General features: G+C 39.2%; 11 protein-coding genes. 8 read left to right on the forward strand and 3 right to left on the reverse strand.

What is annotated here, in order from left to right; translation table 11 throughout:
• Nucleotides 1-2 precede the first annotated feature (2 nt).
• Together pheT and ACPF7B_RS01050 are read left to right on the forward strand one after the other, a co-directional pair.
• Complete coding sequence (pheT, locus tag ACPF7B_RS01045) at nucleotides 3-2,387, forward strand: phenylalanine--tRNA ligase subunit beta (RefSeq protein ID WP_490505786.1); 2,385 nt, start codon at nucleotides 3-5, stop codon at nucleotides 2,385-2,387.
• A gap of 42 nt (nucleotides 2,388-2,429) precedes the next feature.
• Nucleotides 2,430-2,738: an integration host factor subunit alpha gene (locus ACPF7B_RS01050; RefSeq protein ID WP_490505787.1), complete on the forward strand. Its 309-nt coding sequence runs from the start codon at nucleotides 2,430-2,432 to the stop codon at nucleotides 2,736-2,738.
• 156 nt (nucleotides 2,739-2,894) lie between these two features.
• Here the strand turns inward: ACPF7B_RS01050 and ACPF7B_RS01055 are convergent, their stop codons facing one another.
• Nucleotides 2,895-3,191, reverse strand: a complete 297-nt coding sequence (locus tag ACPF7B_RS01055; RefSeq protein ID WP_490505788.1) for a YkgJ family cysteine cluster protein — start codon at nucleotides 3,189-3,191, stop codon at nucleotides 2,895-2,897.
• Nucleotides 3,192-3,350: 159 nt separating this feature from the next.
• Between ACPF7B_RS01055 and rlmD the strand changes: the two genes are divergently transcribed.
• From rlmD to parE, 3 genes are all read left to right on the forward strand, one after another.
• Nucleotides 3,351-4,706, forward strand: a complete 1,356-nt coding sequence (gene rlmD / locus ACPF7B_RS01060) for a 23S rRNA (uracil(1939)-C(5))-methyltransferase RlmD (protein WP_490505789.1) — start codon at nucleotides 3,351-3,353, stop codon at nucleotides 4,704-4,706.
• A gap of 100 nt (nucleotides 4,707-4,806) precedes the next feature.
• The gene (gene rdgC, locus ACPF7B_RS01065; RefSeq protein WP_490505790.1) at nucleotides 4,807-5,700 is read left to right on the forward strand and encodes a recombination-associated protein RdgC; all 894 of its coding nucleotides are present in this window, start codon (nucleotides 4,807-4,809) and stop codon (nucleotides 5,698-5,700) included.
• 132 nt (nucleotides 5,701-5,832) lie between these two features.
• A complete protein-coding gene (parE, locus tag ACPF7B_RS01070) occupies nucleotides 5,833-7,815 on the forward strand; it encodes a DNA topoisomerase IV subunit B (protein ID WP_490505791.1) in 1,983 nt (660 codons plus the stop codon).
• Nucleotides 7,816-7,883: 68 nt separating this feature from the next.
• On the opposite strand, the gene betA is transcribed toward parE, so the two are convergent.
• A complete protein-coding gene (gene betA, locus ACPF7B_RS01075) occupies nucleotides 7,884-9,584 on the reverse strand; it encodes a choline dehydrogenase (protein ID WP_490505792.1) in 1,701 nt (566 codons plus the stop codon).
• A gap of 111 nt (nucleotides 9,585-9,695) precedes the next feature.
• Nucleotides 9,696-11,150 (reverse strand): betaine-aldehyde dehydrogenase, encoded by a 1,455-nt coding sequence (gene betB, locus ACPF7B_RS01080; RefSeq protein ID WP_490505793.1) that lies wholly within the window; start codon nucleotides 11,148-11,150, stop codon nucleotides 9,696-9,698.
• Nucleotides 11,151-11,596: 446 nt separating this feature from the next.
• Between betB and betT the strand changes: the two genes are divergently transcribed.
• From betT to oppC, 3 genes are all read left to right on the forward strand, one after another.
• On the forward strand, nucleotides 11,597-13,591 hold the full coding sequence (betT, locus tag ACPF7B_RS01085; protein WP_490506477.1) for a choline BCCT transporter BetT: 1,995 nt from the start codon (nucleotides 11,597-11,599) through the stop codon (nucleotides 13,589-13,591).
• Nucleotides 13,592-13,928: 337 nt separating this feature from the next.
• Nucleotides 13,929-14,852, forward strand: coding sequence for an oligopeptide ABC transporter permease OppB (gene oppB, locus ACPF7B_RS01090; RefSeq protein WP_490505794.1), 924 nt, complete (start codon nucleotides 13,929-13,931; stop codon nucleotides 14,850-14,852).
• Between the two features lie 9 nt (nucleotides 14,853-14,861).
• Nucleotides 14,862-15,773, forward strand: coding sequence for an oligopeptide ABC transporter permease OppC (oppC, locus tag ACPF7B_RS01095; RefSeq protein WP_490505795.1), 912 nt, complete (start codon nucleotides 14,862-14,864; stop codon nucleotides 15,771-15,773).
• The last annotated feature ends 3 nt before the right edge of the window (nucleotides 15,774-15,776 follow it).

The following is a 15,776-nucleotide window of genomic DNA, read 5'->3' on the forward strand; positions in this document are numbered from 1 at the left end:
TTATGAAAATTTCAGTTTCTTGGTTAAAAGAATGGGTCGCGAAAATTCCTGATAATCTCACAGACCGTCTGACAATGGCGGGATTAGAAGTAGAAGGAAATGAGCTTGCTGCTCCAGCTTTCTCTGGTGTTGTTATCGGGAAGGTGGTTGAATTAGCTCAGCATCCTGATGCGGATAGACTTCGTGTTGCGCAAGTAGATGTTGGTAAAGGTGAGCTAATTCAGATCGTCTGTGGTGCTCCAAATGTTGCAGTTGGAGTAACAGTGCCAACCGCGTTAGTCGGTGCAGTGCTTCCGGGAGATTTTAAAATTAAAGATGCAAAGCTACGAGGTGTCGCTTCATCGGGTATGCTTTGTTCCGCAAAAGAATTAGGATTAAATGATGATGCATCAGGATTAATGATCCTTGATGGTTCATTAGAAGTGGGTGCCGATTTCCGCGAGCTGTTTCAACTTGATGACACTGTTATTGAGATTGATTTAACGCCTAATCGAGGTGATTGCCTAAGTATTATTGGTGTTGCGCGTGATGTCGCGGCTTTGACGGGGGAAGAGGTTAAAGAATTTGTTGTTGAAGCTACTGAAATTGAAAGTGATAAATCGCTGCAAGTAACCGTTGAAAATGTGATTGATTGCCCGAAATATTTAGGTCGAGTAATTGAAAATGTTAATCCAACGGCTAAAACACCACTTTGGATGGAAGAAAGGTTACGCCGTTGTGGAATTCGTCCTCATGGTATTTTAGTGGATATTACGAATTATGTTTTGCTCGAAACGGGGCAGCCCTTACATGCTTTCGATTTGGCAAAAATCGAAGGTTCCATCAATGTTCGTCGTGCTAATAATGGTGAATCATTAAAATTGATTAATGAAGATACGATTACTTTAAAAGACGATACATTAGTGATTGCAGATGATAAAAAAGTTCTCGCAATCGCAGGAATTATGGGAGGTGATGAGAGTGCATGCGATGACTCAACAACAACCCTTTTCTTAGAAGCTGCGTGGTTTAATCCCATTACAATTGCAGGAAAAGCACGTAACTATGGTTTACATACAGATTCTTCACATCGGTATGAGCGTGGGGTGGATTTTAAACTGGCAGATCAAGCGATCGAATATGCAACTGCCTTAATTAAACAGTATGCAGGTGGTAAATCAGGTGTCGTTACTCGCGCTGTAAGTGAAGATAAGTTGCCCCAAAGAAACCCAATCAAAGTCAGGTTTTGTAAAGTTAATCAAATAATTGGACAAAAATTTACGAATCATGATATAAATATGCTGTTAAGTCGAGTAGGAGATGTGACAGAAATTCACAATGACTATTTAGTACTTGTTCCTCCTTCATATCGTTTTGACCTTGAAATAGAGGAAGATCTGATTGAAGAAGTTGCCCGTATTAATGGTTATGATGAAGTACCTGTTTCCTTTGAAATGCTTTCTCAGATTCGTATGGCAAAAGTTCCTGAGTCCAAAGTAAGCCTTTCAGACTTTAAACAGATTTTAGTCAGTCGTGGCTATTTTGAAGTGATTGAGATGAGCTTTACAAGTCCAACTTGGCAAGCCATTCTTGATCCAAATAAAGAAGCAATTGCACTAAAAAATCCTATCTCTAGTGATCTATCGGTAATGAGAACAACTCTTTTGCCGGGAGTGCTAGGCGCAATGGATCATAATCTGAAACGTCAACAAACTCGACTACGCTTTTTTGAGTCAGGCCGCACTTACAATGGAACACTTGATAATGTAGTTCAAGAGTTGCATATTGCCGGCGCCATTTGTGGAACGGCATCAGCACTTCAATGGGGTGTTGCAGCAAGAGCGGTCGACTTTTTTGATTTAAAAGGTGATGTAGAAGCGCTTTTGAAACGTACAGGACGGAAGGATTATCGGTTTGTACCTTCAGAACGTGAGATTCTTCACCCAGGACAAAGGGCAGATATAGCGTTATCAAATGGTCAAATAATTGGATATTTAGGGAAATTACATCCTAGTGTTGTTAAAGCTTTAGATTTAAATCGTGATGTTTTTGTGTTTGAGTTGAATTATGAGCAACTTTCACAATCTGAAACTCCGAAGTTTAAAGAGCTTTCTCGTTTTCCTGTGTCAAAACGTGACTTAGCATTGGTAGTCCCAACGCATGTTACAACACAAGAAGTGATCGATACGATGTATGGTGAAGGTCGTTCTCGTAAATATCTTATTAATGTTAACCTTTTTGATATCTATTCTCCTAAAGTTAGTGGTGATGAAGAAGCATCGAAAAATATGGCATTTAGCTTAACTTTCCAAAATCGAGAGGAAAACCTCAAAGATGCGGAAGTAGAGCAGGTTGTAGCAGAGATCTTGGTTGATTTAGAAACTATTGGGGTCTCTCTACGAAAATAGATAGATCAGACAGATAGTTATATCAATGTAAAGGAGTTATAGATGTCTACTTTAACGAAAGCCGCGATTACGGAAAATCTCTATCACAATACGAATATTTCTCGTGAAGATACCAAACAATTTGTAGAGGATTTCTTCACAGAAATTAGTGATGCGTTAGCATCTGGGCGAGCGGTGAAATTATCAGGGTTTGGTAGTTTTGAATTACGTGATAAATCTGAACGTCCAGGACGAAACCCTAAAACTGGGGAAGAGATTCCAATTAGTGCGCGTCGAGTTGTGACGTTTCGTATTGGTCAAAACTTGCGTTTAAGTATGAATGATCTTAGTGAGGCAGAAAAAGCTAATTAAAACTTAGGTTATTGCGATAAGAGACTCATTTTTTAGAACGCCCAATACCTATTGGTTATTGGGCGTTTTGTTATCTTCCACCTATTTCAAATAAATACTAGGTTGTAATGTGATTTGAAAAAGTTTAAAAAAGAGTCTATAAACAATTAATTATATTTATGAGTCAGATTGTTGTTTAGCTTTTTGATCGAGTTGAAGTATTTCACAAATTTGAAGGTTTTCTTTGACAAACTCTGGCCATGGTGTGGATGAGTATTGAAGTTGATACTGCAGATGTATATTACATATATCGGGGCGATGATTATAGATTCCACAACGATTGTTGGTTTCATTAAGATGTTTACACACGCCATCACCTCGATCAAACGCTTTTAGCTCTTCTGCTAGATGAAGATATTTACAACACGCACCACAACTAGTGCAAGGAAATATTTGGGTATTAGAATCTGCCATTAGAACCTTTTGAAATATTTATTCATATAAATCATTTAAGACAGTTGAATGATTGACCTTTGCCTATTTTACGTTATTTAAAAAATCATGGTTCATTTTCGCCTTTAGATCGCTCTGTGATAAACTTCTATCACGAAAAAATTATCAATAGAGGTCGTTGTGAGTAGAAACCATAGACGCGGACGTCGTAATCGAGTTCCCGCTGAACCCATTACAGTTACCATTCGTGATTTAGCCCATGATGGTCGTGGTGTTGCTAAAGTTGATGAAAAAGTTGTTTTTGTCGATGGGGCACTCCCAGAAGAGCAAATAGTTGCTCAATATACCAAAGTTAAAAAAGAGTATGATGAAGCACAAGCGATCGAAGTAGTTGTCGCATCACCTGATCGAGTAGAGCCTTTTTGCGCTGTTTATGGCACTTGTGGTGGATGCCGCTTACAACACTTAGATGCTGATCGTCAGATTGATTTTAAAGCAGAACAATTACGTTCAAATCTTGCTCGTCAAGCAGATTTGACAGATTATAATCATTTGCCAAATCTTCGTGGTGAATCAAAGCATTATCGTTATAAAGCCCGCTTAGGTGTGAAACATGTTCCGGCAAAAGAACGGGTACTTGTTGGTTTTCGTGAACGATTAACGCCGTTTATCGTTGATATGCATCAGTGTCCGATTTTAGAACAAAAAATTGATGCTTTAATAGATCCTTTATCAGAAATGATTGGCAAGCTCTCGATTGCTTCTAAATTGCCACAAATTGAAGTTGCTGTGGGTGATGATGCGCATGCATTAAGTTTTCGTGTTTTAGAAGAACCTACTGCAGAAGACTTAGATCTCTTAAAAGCCTTTGAGATTGAACATGATCTTATTATTTACTTACAACCGGGAAATGAAGCGACAACAACCGCTTTAAGTGAACGTGGTGCATCTGATCAGGCCCTCTATTATCGTTTGCTTGATGAACTTACACTCTATTTTAAACCATATCATTTTACGCAGGTAAACCCGGCGATGAATAATAAAATGGTGAGGCAAGCATTGGATCTTTTAGCCTTAAAAGGGAATGAGAGAGTGCTTGATCTCTTTTGTGGTCTAGGAAATTTTACTTTAGCATTAGCAACACAAGCGGCAGAAGTGATAGGCGTTGAAGGTGATAAGAGCTTAACAGATTGGGCCGGACGAAATGCTTCCTTTAATAATATTACGAATGCTCAGTTTCATTGTGCGGATTTGACGCAAGATCAAAATAGTGCACCATGGATGAATCAAAAATATGATGTTGTTTTAATTGACCCACCGCGTTCGGGAGCAATTGAAATGATGCCTTATCTTGGAAAGCTAGCGCCAGAAAAAATTCTCTATGTCTCTTGTCATCCAGCAACGCTTGCTCGTGATTTAGCGGTTTTAACGAAAGAATATCCTTATACCTTGGTGTCGGCAGGCGTTATGGATATGTTTCCACATACAGCACATGTAGAATCGATGGCACTACTGGTGCGTAATGAGGATGAATAAGTAGCTTTTAGATAATAGAAAGCCATTTGTTAGGGGAAATCGTATTTTTCAGAAAGGGGGAGATGATTCCCCTTTTTATATTAAAGGAGTTCTCGCGATTATGAGACCATTTAAAAATATTTTAATTTATAAATTTGATGAGCCAATTGAGATGAGTGCGCTTGATTTAGAAGCACATCTGGCAGAATATCCATTACGAGATTGTGGCGCTGATGAGCTTGAAACATATGGTTGGTTGCCAGCATTTTCGCAAGGAGAAAATTTGGTTGAAGAGATCAATGATGCTTATTTTATTCGTTTAGGTATGGAGTTAAAGAAACTTCCACGGCGCGCAATTCAGACAGCCGTAGAAAAGCGGGCTAGAGAACATAACATCGATATTTTAAATCGTTCGCGTTATAAAGAACTTGAAGAGGCGATGACGGCAGAATTCATCGCAAAGGTTTATCCCGAGCAGAGCTCTATGATGGCATATATTGATAAATCTAAAAATTGGTTAGTCATTGATGCAACTAGTGAAAAAAAAGCGTCTCTAATGACAGCGGTTTTACGAAAAAGTTTAGGGTCGTTGCCGGTTGTAGGCTATGCACCACAAGTTGAAATGTCACTTTTGATGACAGATTGGGTAAAAAATGGTCTTCCTTCTGAAAAGTTTGGTTTCCTTGATGAAGTTGAGATGAAAGAGCTCTCTAAAGAGGACGGTGGGGTTGCTCGTTATCGTGGTATTCCACTTGATTCTAAAGAGATTGCCCTCAATATAGAAGAGGGTTGGAATGTCACGAAGTTAGGACTTTCATATGAAGATATCGTGACTTTCTCTTTAGGAGAGGATTTCGTTTTAAAAAGAATGCGTTATCTTGATCAATTTCAAGAACGATTAGATTTAAGTGATGATCAAAACGCCGTAGCGCAATCAAATGGCTATCTACTTGCTGAAACGATTCGTAGCCTCGTTGTTGATCTCTATAATCTCTGTTATGACCAAGAGGGATAAGAAAGTCCCTTTAGAAATAGAGATAAGGGTTTTTACTCAATATGTTAAAATCCTTAACAAATATTTTACCGATAGCCATCTATTTTTTAAAAAAATAATATAGCGACGATTTTTAATAAAAGAGTGAGAAATATGAGTGATAAATTTTATACGTCAAGATCTATTGAAGTTCTTTCGGGGTTAGATCCTGTTCGTAAGCGTCCGGGCATGTATACTGATACCAGTCGCCCAAATCATATTCTGCAAGAAGTTATTGATAACTCTGTCGATGAGGCATTAGCCGGACATGCAAAGGAGATTACTGTCACTCTTTATAAAGATGGTATGCTTGGCGTAAAGGATGATGGCCGTGGGATGCCTATTGATATTCATCCAGAACATGGAGTCAGTGGAGTAGAATTGATTCTTGCGACTCTTCACGCTGGAGGTAAATTTAATAGTGAAAATTATAAATTCGCGGGTGGACTCCACGGTGTTGGAGTGTCAGTTGTGAATGCGCTTTCTAAAGTATTAGAAGTGACTGTTCATCGTGATGGTGCTATTCACCGTATTACCTTTAAAGATGGGTATAAGGCAAGCGAATTAGAAGTTATTGGAACCGCAGGAAAAAATGAAACAGGTACGGAAATTCGTTTTTTACCAGATGAAAAATACTTCGATACACCTAAGATTGCGAAGAAAGCATTGTGTGATCTACTAAAAGCAAAAGCAATTCTTTGCGCCGGTCTTAAAATCACTCTTATTGATGAAACGGCTAAAGAAGAAGAGATGGTCTCGGTTTGGTGCTATGAATCCGGAGTTGAAGAGTATCTCTACGATAATTTAAAAGAGATTGATTATCTACCGAAAGAGATTATCTTTGGTGAATTTAAAGCGGATACGGAAGAGATTCTTTGGGGACTTGCTTGGAGTGAGGAAGGTTCTCCGCTTATGACTGAAAGTTATGTGAATCTCATACCCACCATGCTGGGCGGAACACATGTAAATGGCTTAAAGTCAGGGTTAACAGAAGCATTACGGGAGTTTTGTGAACAACGAAGTCTGCTTCCTCGCGGTGTTCGTATTACGCCGGAAGATACCTTCGCTCATTTAAATTACCTCTTGTCAGTTAAAATGCAAGAAGCGCAGTTTTCAGGACAAACGAAAGAGCGTTTGAGTTCACGTAGTATTGCAGGACTGGTGAATGGTGCAGTGAAGGATTACTTCCTTCTTTGGCTAAATAAACATGTTGAAGAGGCTGAAGCCATTGCGGAACTTGTGATTTCAACAGCACAAGCACGTTTGAAAAGCTCGAAAGCAGTTGTGCGTAAACGTGTGTCACAAGGGCCTAAATTACCAGGAAAATTGGCGGATTGCGTAAGTACGGATGTCAATGAAACAGAACTCTTTTTGGTGGAAGGGGATTCTGCTGGTGGATCTGCAAAGCAGGCACGGGATCGTGATACGCAAGCAGTTATGGCATTACGCGGTAAAATCCTTAATACTTGGGAAGTTCCCACTAGTGAAATTCTAGCTTCGAGTGAAATTCATGATATTTCTATCGCAATTGGTGTTGATCCAAATGATGAGAAGTTAGACGAGTTACGTTATGGCAAAATTTGTATCTTAGCTGATGCGGATTCCGATGGACTGCATATTGCAACACTTATCTGTGCACTTTTCTTAAAGCATTTTCCTAAATTAGTTGCAGCAGGACATGTTTTTGTTGCATTACCTCCTCTTTATCGGATTGACATTGGGAAAGATGTTTTTTATGCGCTTGATGAGGAAGAGAAAGAAGCGATTTTGAAAAAACATGAAAAAGCGCGTGGACAGAAATCAGTCACACGTTTTAAAGGTCTTGGTGAAATGAACCCTATTCAATTACGTGAAACGACGATGAGTGCCGATACTCGTCGTTTGGTACAACTCGTTGCACCAGCTCTTGATGAGAATGTCACCGATACAACAGAAATTGCCGCAAGTTTTGAGGGAAAAGATATGCTTATTGTTGAACATACAGATGAGCAATCCATGGAAAATCCAGTTGCGGTATTTGATAAATTATTAGCAAGAAATCAGCGACACGAGCGAAAAGAGTGGATTGAAAGTAATCATTTTAATACGGAACTATAAACCGTTTTTACAATAAAAAAATGGCCCTTATATTAGTAAAGGGCCATTATAATGGGTAGCATCGTGTATTATAATTTGGTTGGATCGAATTTTCGCATAGGCTCTTGATGTGTTGGCGCGCCATTAGCAACGTAGTATGGTACATCCACCTTTGCAAGAGGGGATCGTCCACGAACATGATCTGCAATTTTCTCGGCGATCATAATAGTTGGCGCATTGGTATTGCCCGTTGTGACAATTGGCATGATAGATGCATCAACCACTCGTAAATTTTGCACACCATGAACTTGTCCATATGCATTAACAACGGACATTTCATCTTCACCCATTTTACAACTACAACTAGGGTGATAAGCCGTTTGTGCAAAGTTACGTACAAAATCATCGAGCTCTTCATCAGTTTGATATTGAGGTCCTGGTGAGATCTCTTTGCCTCGGAATTCGTCAAAAGCAGGTTGCTGAGCAATCTCTCTGGTGATTCGGATTGCTGCTCTAAATTCTTGCCAATCCTCTTCGTTAGACATATAGTTGAATAGGATGCTAGGATGCGCATTTGGGTCTAATGAGGTGATTCTAATTCTTCCACGACTTTTTGAGCGCATTGATCCTACATGAAACTGAAAGCCATGAGTTTTAATAGGATTTGTACCATTATAATTGATGGCAATTGGAAGGAAATGATATTGGAGGTTAGGCCATTCAAAGTGTTCAGCGGTACGAATAAACCCGCCAGCTTCGAAGTGATTACTTGCTCCAATTCCGGTACCTTTTAATAACCACTCAATACCAATGGGCGGTTGATTCCAAAATTTAAGGGATGGGTAAAGCGTAATAGGTTTTTTACACTCATATTGAATATACATCTCTAAATGATCTTGTAAGTTTTCACCAACTCCCGGTAAATCATGCACAACAGGAATATTGAACTCATCGAGTAGTGATTTAGGACCGACGCCAGAGCGTTGTAAAATTTGTGGAGAAGCAATCGCTCCACCAGAAAGAATCACTTCTTTATTGGCAGCGACCTTTTTTCTTTTTCCTTCATGAAGGAATTCCACACCCACTGCACTTTTTCCGTTAAAGAGAATTTTATCTGTCACGGCTCTTGTTAGAATCGTAATGTTATCTCGATCCTTTGTTTGATCAAGATAGCCTCTTCCTGTTGCTGCTCTTCTGCCGTTAGGTGTGACTGTACGATCCATAGGGCCAAATCCTTCTTGTTGGTAACCATTAAGATCATCAGTTTTAGGGTAGCCTGCTTGCTGACCAGCTTCAATAAACGCACTAAAGAGCGGGTTATTTTGGTCAAGTTTGGATGTTGTAACAGAGACAGGCCCATCACCACCGTGATAATCATTTGGTCCAATATCTCGGCTTTCTGCTTTTTTGAAGTAAGGGAGACAATCTAAATAGCTCCAGTTTTCAAGCCCAGGCATTTTTGCCCAGTTATCATAATCAAGCGCATTACCTCTTAAGTAACACATTCCATTGATTAATGATGATCCCCCTAAACCTTTTCCGCGACCACATTCCATACGGCGATTATTCATATGAGGTTCCGGATCAGTTAGATAGGCCCAATTATAAAACGTACCTCCCAAGGGATACATTAATGCTGCCGGCATTTGTGTTCTAAAATCTAAGCGATAATCTTTAGGGCCTGCTTCTAATAGTAAAACGGTTGTATCCTTATCTTCAGTAAGGCGGGTAGCTAAGACATTACCAGCGGATCCTGCTCCGATAATAATATAATCATAATTTTGTTTCATAATTGCATTCCTTTTTTCTCATATCATCTAAAAAATAATAGATCGCACTATTATTGGAATAATCGTGAATATCGACGCTTATTGGGATTCACAAGAAGTTTCATCAGATGATTAGAAGACAGATTCAAAGTTTCCAAGCTCTATTTGAATAGATTTTGTTTGTGTATAGGCATTGAGCGTTTCGAGACCATTTTCGCGGCCGATGCCAGAAGCTTTATAGCCACCTACCGGCATTTGAGCGGCTGATTCCCCCCACGTATTGATCCAACAGATTCCTGCTTCGAGTTTGTGGATCACTCTATGAGCTAGGGTTAAATTATTGGTGACGATTCCGGCAGCTAATCCGTATTCCGTTGCATTTGCTCGTTTAATGACTTCATCTTCATCATTGAATGATAAAATAGACATCACCGGTCCAAAGATCTCTTCTTTCACAATAGTCATCTCATCATGGCAGTCTGTAAAGATTGTCGCCTCAACAAAATAGCCTTTTTCAACAGGGGCAGTGCCACCGGTCAGCAGAGTTGCACCCTCTTTTTTTCCAAGTTCGATAAATTGAAGAACTTTTTGATAATGAGCTGCACTTACAAGTGGGCCTAAATTAGTTTTAGGATCAAGGGGGTCTCCCATTTTGATACCTTTGATACGTTCAAGGAGTTTTTCTTCAAATGTTTTTTTAATTGACTCATGAATAAAAACCCGAGTTCCATTCGTGCAAACCTGTCCTGTGCTATAAAAATTAGCCATCATGGCAATATCTGCAGCACGATCGAGATCAGCATCTTTAAAGATAATAAGGGGGGACTTTCCACCTAACTCCATCGTAACAGCTTTGAGTGTTGTACTTGCGCCAGCCATGACCTTTTTACCTGTTGGCACGCTGCCCGTAAAGGAGATTTTTGCAATTTCAGGATGGGTAGCGAGTGCTTGTCCAACACGATAATCCCCTTGAACAATGTTAAATACACCTGCTGGCACACCTGCTTCGAGCAATATTTCTGCGAGTTTCATTGCCGTTAATGGGGTCACTTCACTTGGCTTAAAAATCATTGCATTGCCACTGATTAAAGCAGGAGCGGCTTTCCACATTGCGATTTGAATAGGATAATTCCATGCACCGATACCAGCTACAACGCCCAAAGGCTCTCGGCGTGTATAGAAAAAGGAATCCTCACGAAGCGGTAGTTGCGTGCCTTCAATTGCATCAGCGAGCCCAGCATAGTACTCAAGTACATCAGCCCCCGTTTCAATATCGACACTCTCGGTTTCTGATAGGGGTTTACCTGTATCAAGGGTCTCTAACTTTGCAAGCTCTAGGTTGCGTTCACGGAGAATATCCACAGCTTTCAGAATAATTCTACTACGCTGAACCGCGGTATAACTTGCCCAAATTTTTTGACCCTGAATCGCAGATTCAACCGCAGCATTTATCTCTTTTTCTGTTGCTTGTTCTATTTGAGCAATCACTTGTTCAGTGGCAGGATTAATTGTATTGAATAACTCCGCATGTGGGTTATGTACCGTTTGTCCGTTGATAAATTGTCCGATGGTTGGGTAATTCGACATGTATCGCTTTTCCTTCTTTGAAGTGAGAATTAAAGAGACTTTAAAAGATGTGATCAATAGTAACGATATTTACATTGATCAAGAATATTGGCGTGTAGTTACCAGAATTGTAGGATATTAAAATCCACGCAAAAAAGTAATCTAAAAACTGCATATAACAAAATTTAGACTCTCTAAAAAATATTTACTACTTCTACATCCTAACAAAACCTTTTGAAGGATTACAGATAAAAATTGGACATTCAAATCTTACTCGCTATGCTTATGGCTTATATAACGTTAAATAAAGTAATGTATTGATATCCTTTAATAATGCATTGAAACTGGCTTAAAAGGAGAGTTTTGTTGTGGCAGTGAATATTAAAAGAACAGGGAATTTGGAAATAAAAGATGATCAAAATTTAAGCAATGAGCAATTTGGTAGTGAACCATTATCTGCTAAAAAAATGACCATTAGTAAGCCAGTTTTAATTATTTCGGCATTAGTCATCCTTTTTTTTGATCTCATTGTAATCTTGAATCCTGATGCAAGCGAACGACTTTTTCTTCAGGCTCAAGCGTGGGCATCAAATAGTATTGCTTGGTATTACATGCTTGTTGTGACAATTTATCTTCTCTTTGTCGCGGGCGTTGCGGTATCAAAGTATGGAAAAATCCGTTTAGGTCGAGATCATGATAAGCCTGAGTTTAGTTATCTCTCTTGGGCCGGAATGCTCTTTTCCGCCGGTATAGGTATCACTTTGTTGTTTTTTAGCGTTTCAGAGCCTTTAACACATCTCTTATTACCCCCTGGGGCTTTAGAAGATCCTTTGACGCAGGCAGCATCGAAGCAAGCAATGCAAACAGTTTTTTTACATTGGGGATTTCATGGTTGGTCCATCTTCGCCTTAGTGGGGATGGTTCTTGCTTATTTTGCATTTAGACATCGATTGCCCTTAACGATGCGATCTGGGCTTTATCCCTTTATCGGTAATCGTATTTACGGAGGAATAGGGCATACTGTCGAGATTTTTGCGATTACAGCAACAGTTGCTGGGCTCTCGACAGATATGGGATTTGGGGTGTTATTCTTAAATGCGGGTTTAACACACCTCTTTGGGATTCCTATGAATGATCCTTATGTACAATCACTTTTGATAGGTGTGATGATGGGATTAGCCATTTTAGTAGCGATTTCGGGCGTGAATAAAGGGATTAAGTATCTATCGGATATCAATATTTTATTAGCCTTTTTATTTTTACTTTTTATTCTTTTTTCAGGGCCCACACTGCGCTTATTGAATCTACTGGTTCAAAATCTCGGTGATTACTTAGCCGTAGTGATTCCAAAGAGTTTCGATCTTTATGCACACGAAGAACCGAGTAGCTGGCTTGCTGATTGGACCATCTTTTATTGGGCATGGTGGATTTCATGGTCTCCATTTGTAGGGATGTTTATTGCACGGATCTCAAGAGGACGTACGATTCGGGAGTTTGTTTTAGGAGTGCTTTTTATCCCATTAGGTTTTACTTTGGCATGGTTATCTATTTTTGGAAATAGTGCTATTGAACAGGTGCTAAATAGTGGTTCTATTACTTTAGCGGAGCTCGCTGTTAGTTCGCCTGCCGCCTCATTTTTTGAGTTGTTAGAGTCTTACCCAATGACCAACGTTATTGTTGGGCTTTGTGTTGTGATTGGATTTGTTTTTTTTATAACCTCGGGCGATTCCAGTACAGTTGTGCTATCGAATTTAAGTTGTGAAAATGGATCGGCCGAGGAAGATGGCCCTAAGCGTCTGCGTGTTTTTTGGGGAATCATCATTGCATTAACAACTTTAGGATTACTGCTTGCAGGAAGTGTTGAATCACTGAAGTCAGCGGTGGTTTTAATGTCTTTACCATTCTCATTTTTGCTATTGATTTTGATGCTTGGATTATACCGAGCTCTCTATTTGGAAGGCCGCCGGCAGGAGAGCTTACAACATACGCTTCCACCGATGTTGGTAAATTCTGAAGAAGATGTTTTAGCACCCACAGCATCGTGGCGTGCACGAATTTCAAAAACAATGCATTTCCCCTCACGCAATACGGTCAGGACTTTTATGAAGCAAACAGTGTATGTTGCGATGAATGAGGTTTATAAATCATTTGAAGAGAAAGGATTGTCAGTAGAGCTCGAGACGACTGACGAGTTCGATGCGATTCAGTTGCGTGTATTGATGGCCGATGAGCCGCCATTTCGTTATCGTGTAAAAGTTACGGGATATGAAAAACCAAATTTTGCACTAAATCTTTTACGTTCGAAGTCTAAAACGGAAAAATATTACCGAGCTGAAGTGCATCTTATAGAAGGGAGCCAAGATTATGATCTGCTAAGTTATTCATTAGAACAAATAATCAATGATATTCTTAATCAGTATGAGCGATACATTCAATATTTACACCTTGTTCGAGATGTGTAATAAGCAAGAGCGAAAGCCTTATCTGATTTAGTCGTTTATTTTTAATGAAAAGAGTTTGATGATTGTTAATCAAACTCTTTTTTCTGTTTTAGGAAAACAAATATGTGTTTTATATTATATTCCTAAAATTTCATTTCTAAATTTTATTTATAAATTTTATTCGTTATTTTTATTCATATATTAATTATCAGACAAAAGTTTGAATTTAACGAATAGATGTCTTATATCTAATTCTAATGAACTAACATTGTTCGATGTAAGATCGCTTGATACACTCAAAAGTGATTAAAAAATAAAAGCTACCTATAAGAGTAGCTTATAAAACAAAGGAAAGAGCATGATAAGGTTTATTTTGCGACGGGTATTGGAGGCAATCCCCACACTGTTGGTATTAATTACCATCTCATTTTTCATGATGCGTTTAGCGCCGGGAAGCCCATTTACCGGTGATAGAATGTTACCGCCAGAAGTACTTGCAAATATTGAAGCGAAGTATAATCTCAATGCTCCGCTTTATGAGCAATATTTTGATTATCTCAAACAATTACTATTTCACGGAGATTTTGGTCCCTCTTTTAAATATCGAGATCATACAGTGAATGGTCTTATTGCAACCCATTTTCCGGTATCTGCAAAATTAGGCGTATCTGCTTTTATTGTTGCGCTAATTTTGGGAACGATTGCGGGTGTTGCTGCTGCCCTTAAGCAAAATAGCTTTTGGGATTATTTTGTAATGAGTTTTGCGATGACTGGTGTTGTGATTCCGAGTTTTGTTGTAGCGCCACTTTTGGTATTGATTTTTGCGATCATGTTACATTGGTTACCTGCGGGTGGTTGGTATGGTGGTAAAATCCAATATATGATTTTACCGGTAATTGCCTTATCGCTTGCATATATTGCAAGTATTTCTCGGATTATGCGAAGTTCCATGATTGAAGTTCTTAATTCCAATTTCATTCGAACGGCAAAAGCAAAAGGTTTACCAATGCATCGTATCATTCTTAAGCATGCATTACGTCCAGCATTTTTACCTGTTCTTTCTTATTTAGGACCAGCTTTTGTGGGAATTATTACTGGTTCTTTAGTGATTGAACGAATTTATTCATTACCAGGAATTGGTACGCTGTTTGTGGATGGCGCATTAAACCGAGATTATTCAACAGTATTAGGTGTAACGATTTTAGTCGGAAGTTTAACAATTTTATTCAATATGATTGTTGATATCCTCTATGCGGTCATCGATCCGAAGATTCGTTATTAGGAGGATGAAATGAAAATTGTCAATCAAGAAAATATTGAAGTTGTTGAAAGTTTTTCAGAAAATTTAAATATTGAAGGGCGCAGCCTATGGCAAGATGCACGTCGCCGTTTTATGCGAAATCGAGCAGCTATGACGAGCCTATTTTTATTAGGGCTCATTGCACTATTTGTGATCTTCGCACCTCTGATTTCAGAATATAGTTATGATCATACTGATTGGGGAATGATGACAAGTCCGCCCGATTTTGAATCAGGGCATTTCTTGGGAACAGATTCGAATGGTCGTGATATTTTTGTACGAATTGCGGTAGGTGGAAGAATTTCGCTATTAGTGGGGATTTCAGCAGCGTTGGTTGCGGTATTAATGGGAACATTTTACGGATCGATCTCAGGCTACGTCGGCGGAACGATCGATTCCATGATGATGCGTGTATTGGAGATACTGAACTCCTTTCCTTTTATGTTTTTTGTCATCCTGTTGGTAACTTTTTTCGGGCAGAATCTTTTTTTGATCTTCTTTGCCATTGGCATGGTGTCATGGCTTGATATGGCAAGGATTGTACGTGGGCAAACGTTGAGTCTTAAAAATCGAGAATTTATCGAAGCGGCAAAAGTATCGGGCGTCTCAACAGGATCGATCATCTTTCGTCATATAGTGCCGAATGTTCTTGGTGTTGTTGTCGTGTATGCATCTTTATTAGTGCCGAGTATGATTCTGTTTGAATCCTTCTTGAGTTTCTTAGGTTTAGGGGTTCAAGAGCCGATGAGTAGTTGGGGGGCGCTATTGGCGGATGGCGCGAACTCAATGGAAGTTGCGCCGTGGTTACTAATTTTCCCAGCTTTGTTTCTTATTATTACGCTATTTTGTTTTAACTTTATTGGGGATGGGCTTCGTGATGCGCTCGATCCTAAAGATCGATAGGAG

The sequence above is a fragment of the Ignatzschineria sp. 22MB058224 genome (assembly GCF_058188435.1).

Excerpts from the sequence above, each read along its gene's own strand:
- oppB (WP_490505794.1), top strand. The coding sequence starts at position 13,929 with ATGATAAGGTTTATTTTGCGACGGGTATTGGAGGCAATCCCCACACTG.
- parE (WP_490505791.1), top strand. The coding sequence starts at position 5,833 with ATGAGTGATAAATTTTATACGTCAAGATCTATTGAAGTTCTTTCGGGG.
- betT (WP_490506477.1), top strand. The coding sequence starts at position 11,597 with ATGACCATTAGTAAGCCAGTTTTAATTATTTCGGCATTAGTCATCCTT.
- rdgC (WP_490505790.1), top strand. The coding sequence starts at position 4,807 with ATGAGACCATTTAAAAATATTTTAATTTATAAATTTGATGAGCCAATT.
- ACPF7B_RS01050 (WP_490505787.1), top strand. The coding sequence starts at position 2,430 with ATGTCTACTTTAACGAAAGCCGCGATTACGGAAAATCTCTATCACAAT.
- ACPF7B_RS01055 (WP_490505788.1), bottom strand. The coding sequence starts at position 3,191 with ATGGCAGATTCTAATACCCAAATATTTCCTTGCACTAGTTGTGGTGCG.
- pheT (WP_490505786.1), top strand. The coding sequence starts at position 3 with ATGAAAATTTCAGTTTCTTGGTTAAAAGAATGGGTCGCGAAAATTCCT.
- oppC (WP_490505795.1), top strand. The coding sequence starts at position 14,862 with ATGAAAATTGTCAATCAAGAAAATATTGAAGTTGTTGAAAGTTTTTCA.
- betA (WP_490505792.1), bottom strand. The coding sequence starts at position 9,584 with ATGAAACAAAATTATGATTATATTATTATCGGAGCAGGATCCGCTGGT.
- betB (WP_490505793.1), bottom strand. The coding sequence starts at position 11,150 with ATGTCGAATTACCCAACCATCGGACAATTTATCAACGGACAAACGGTA.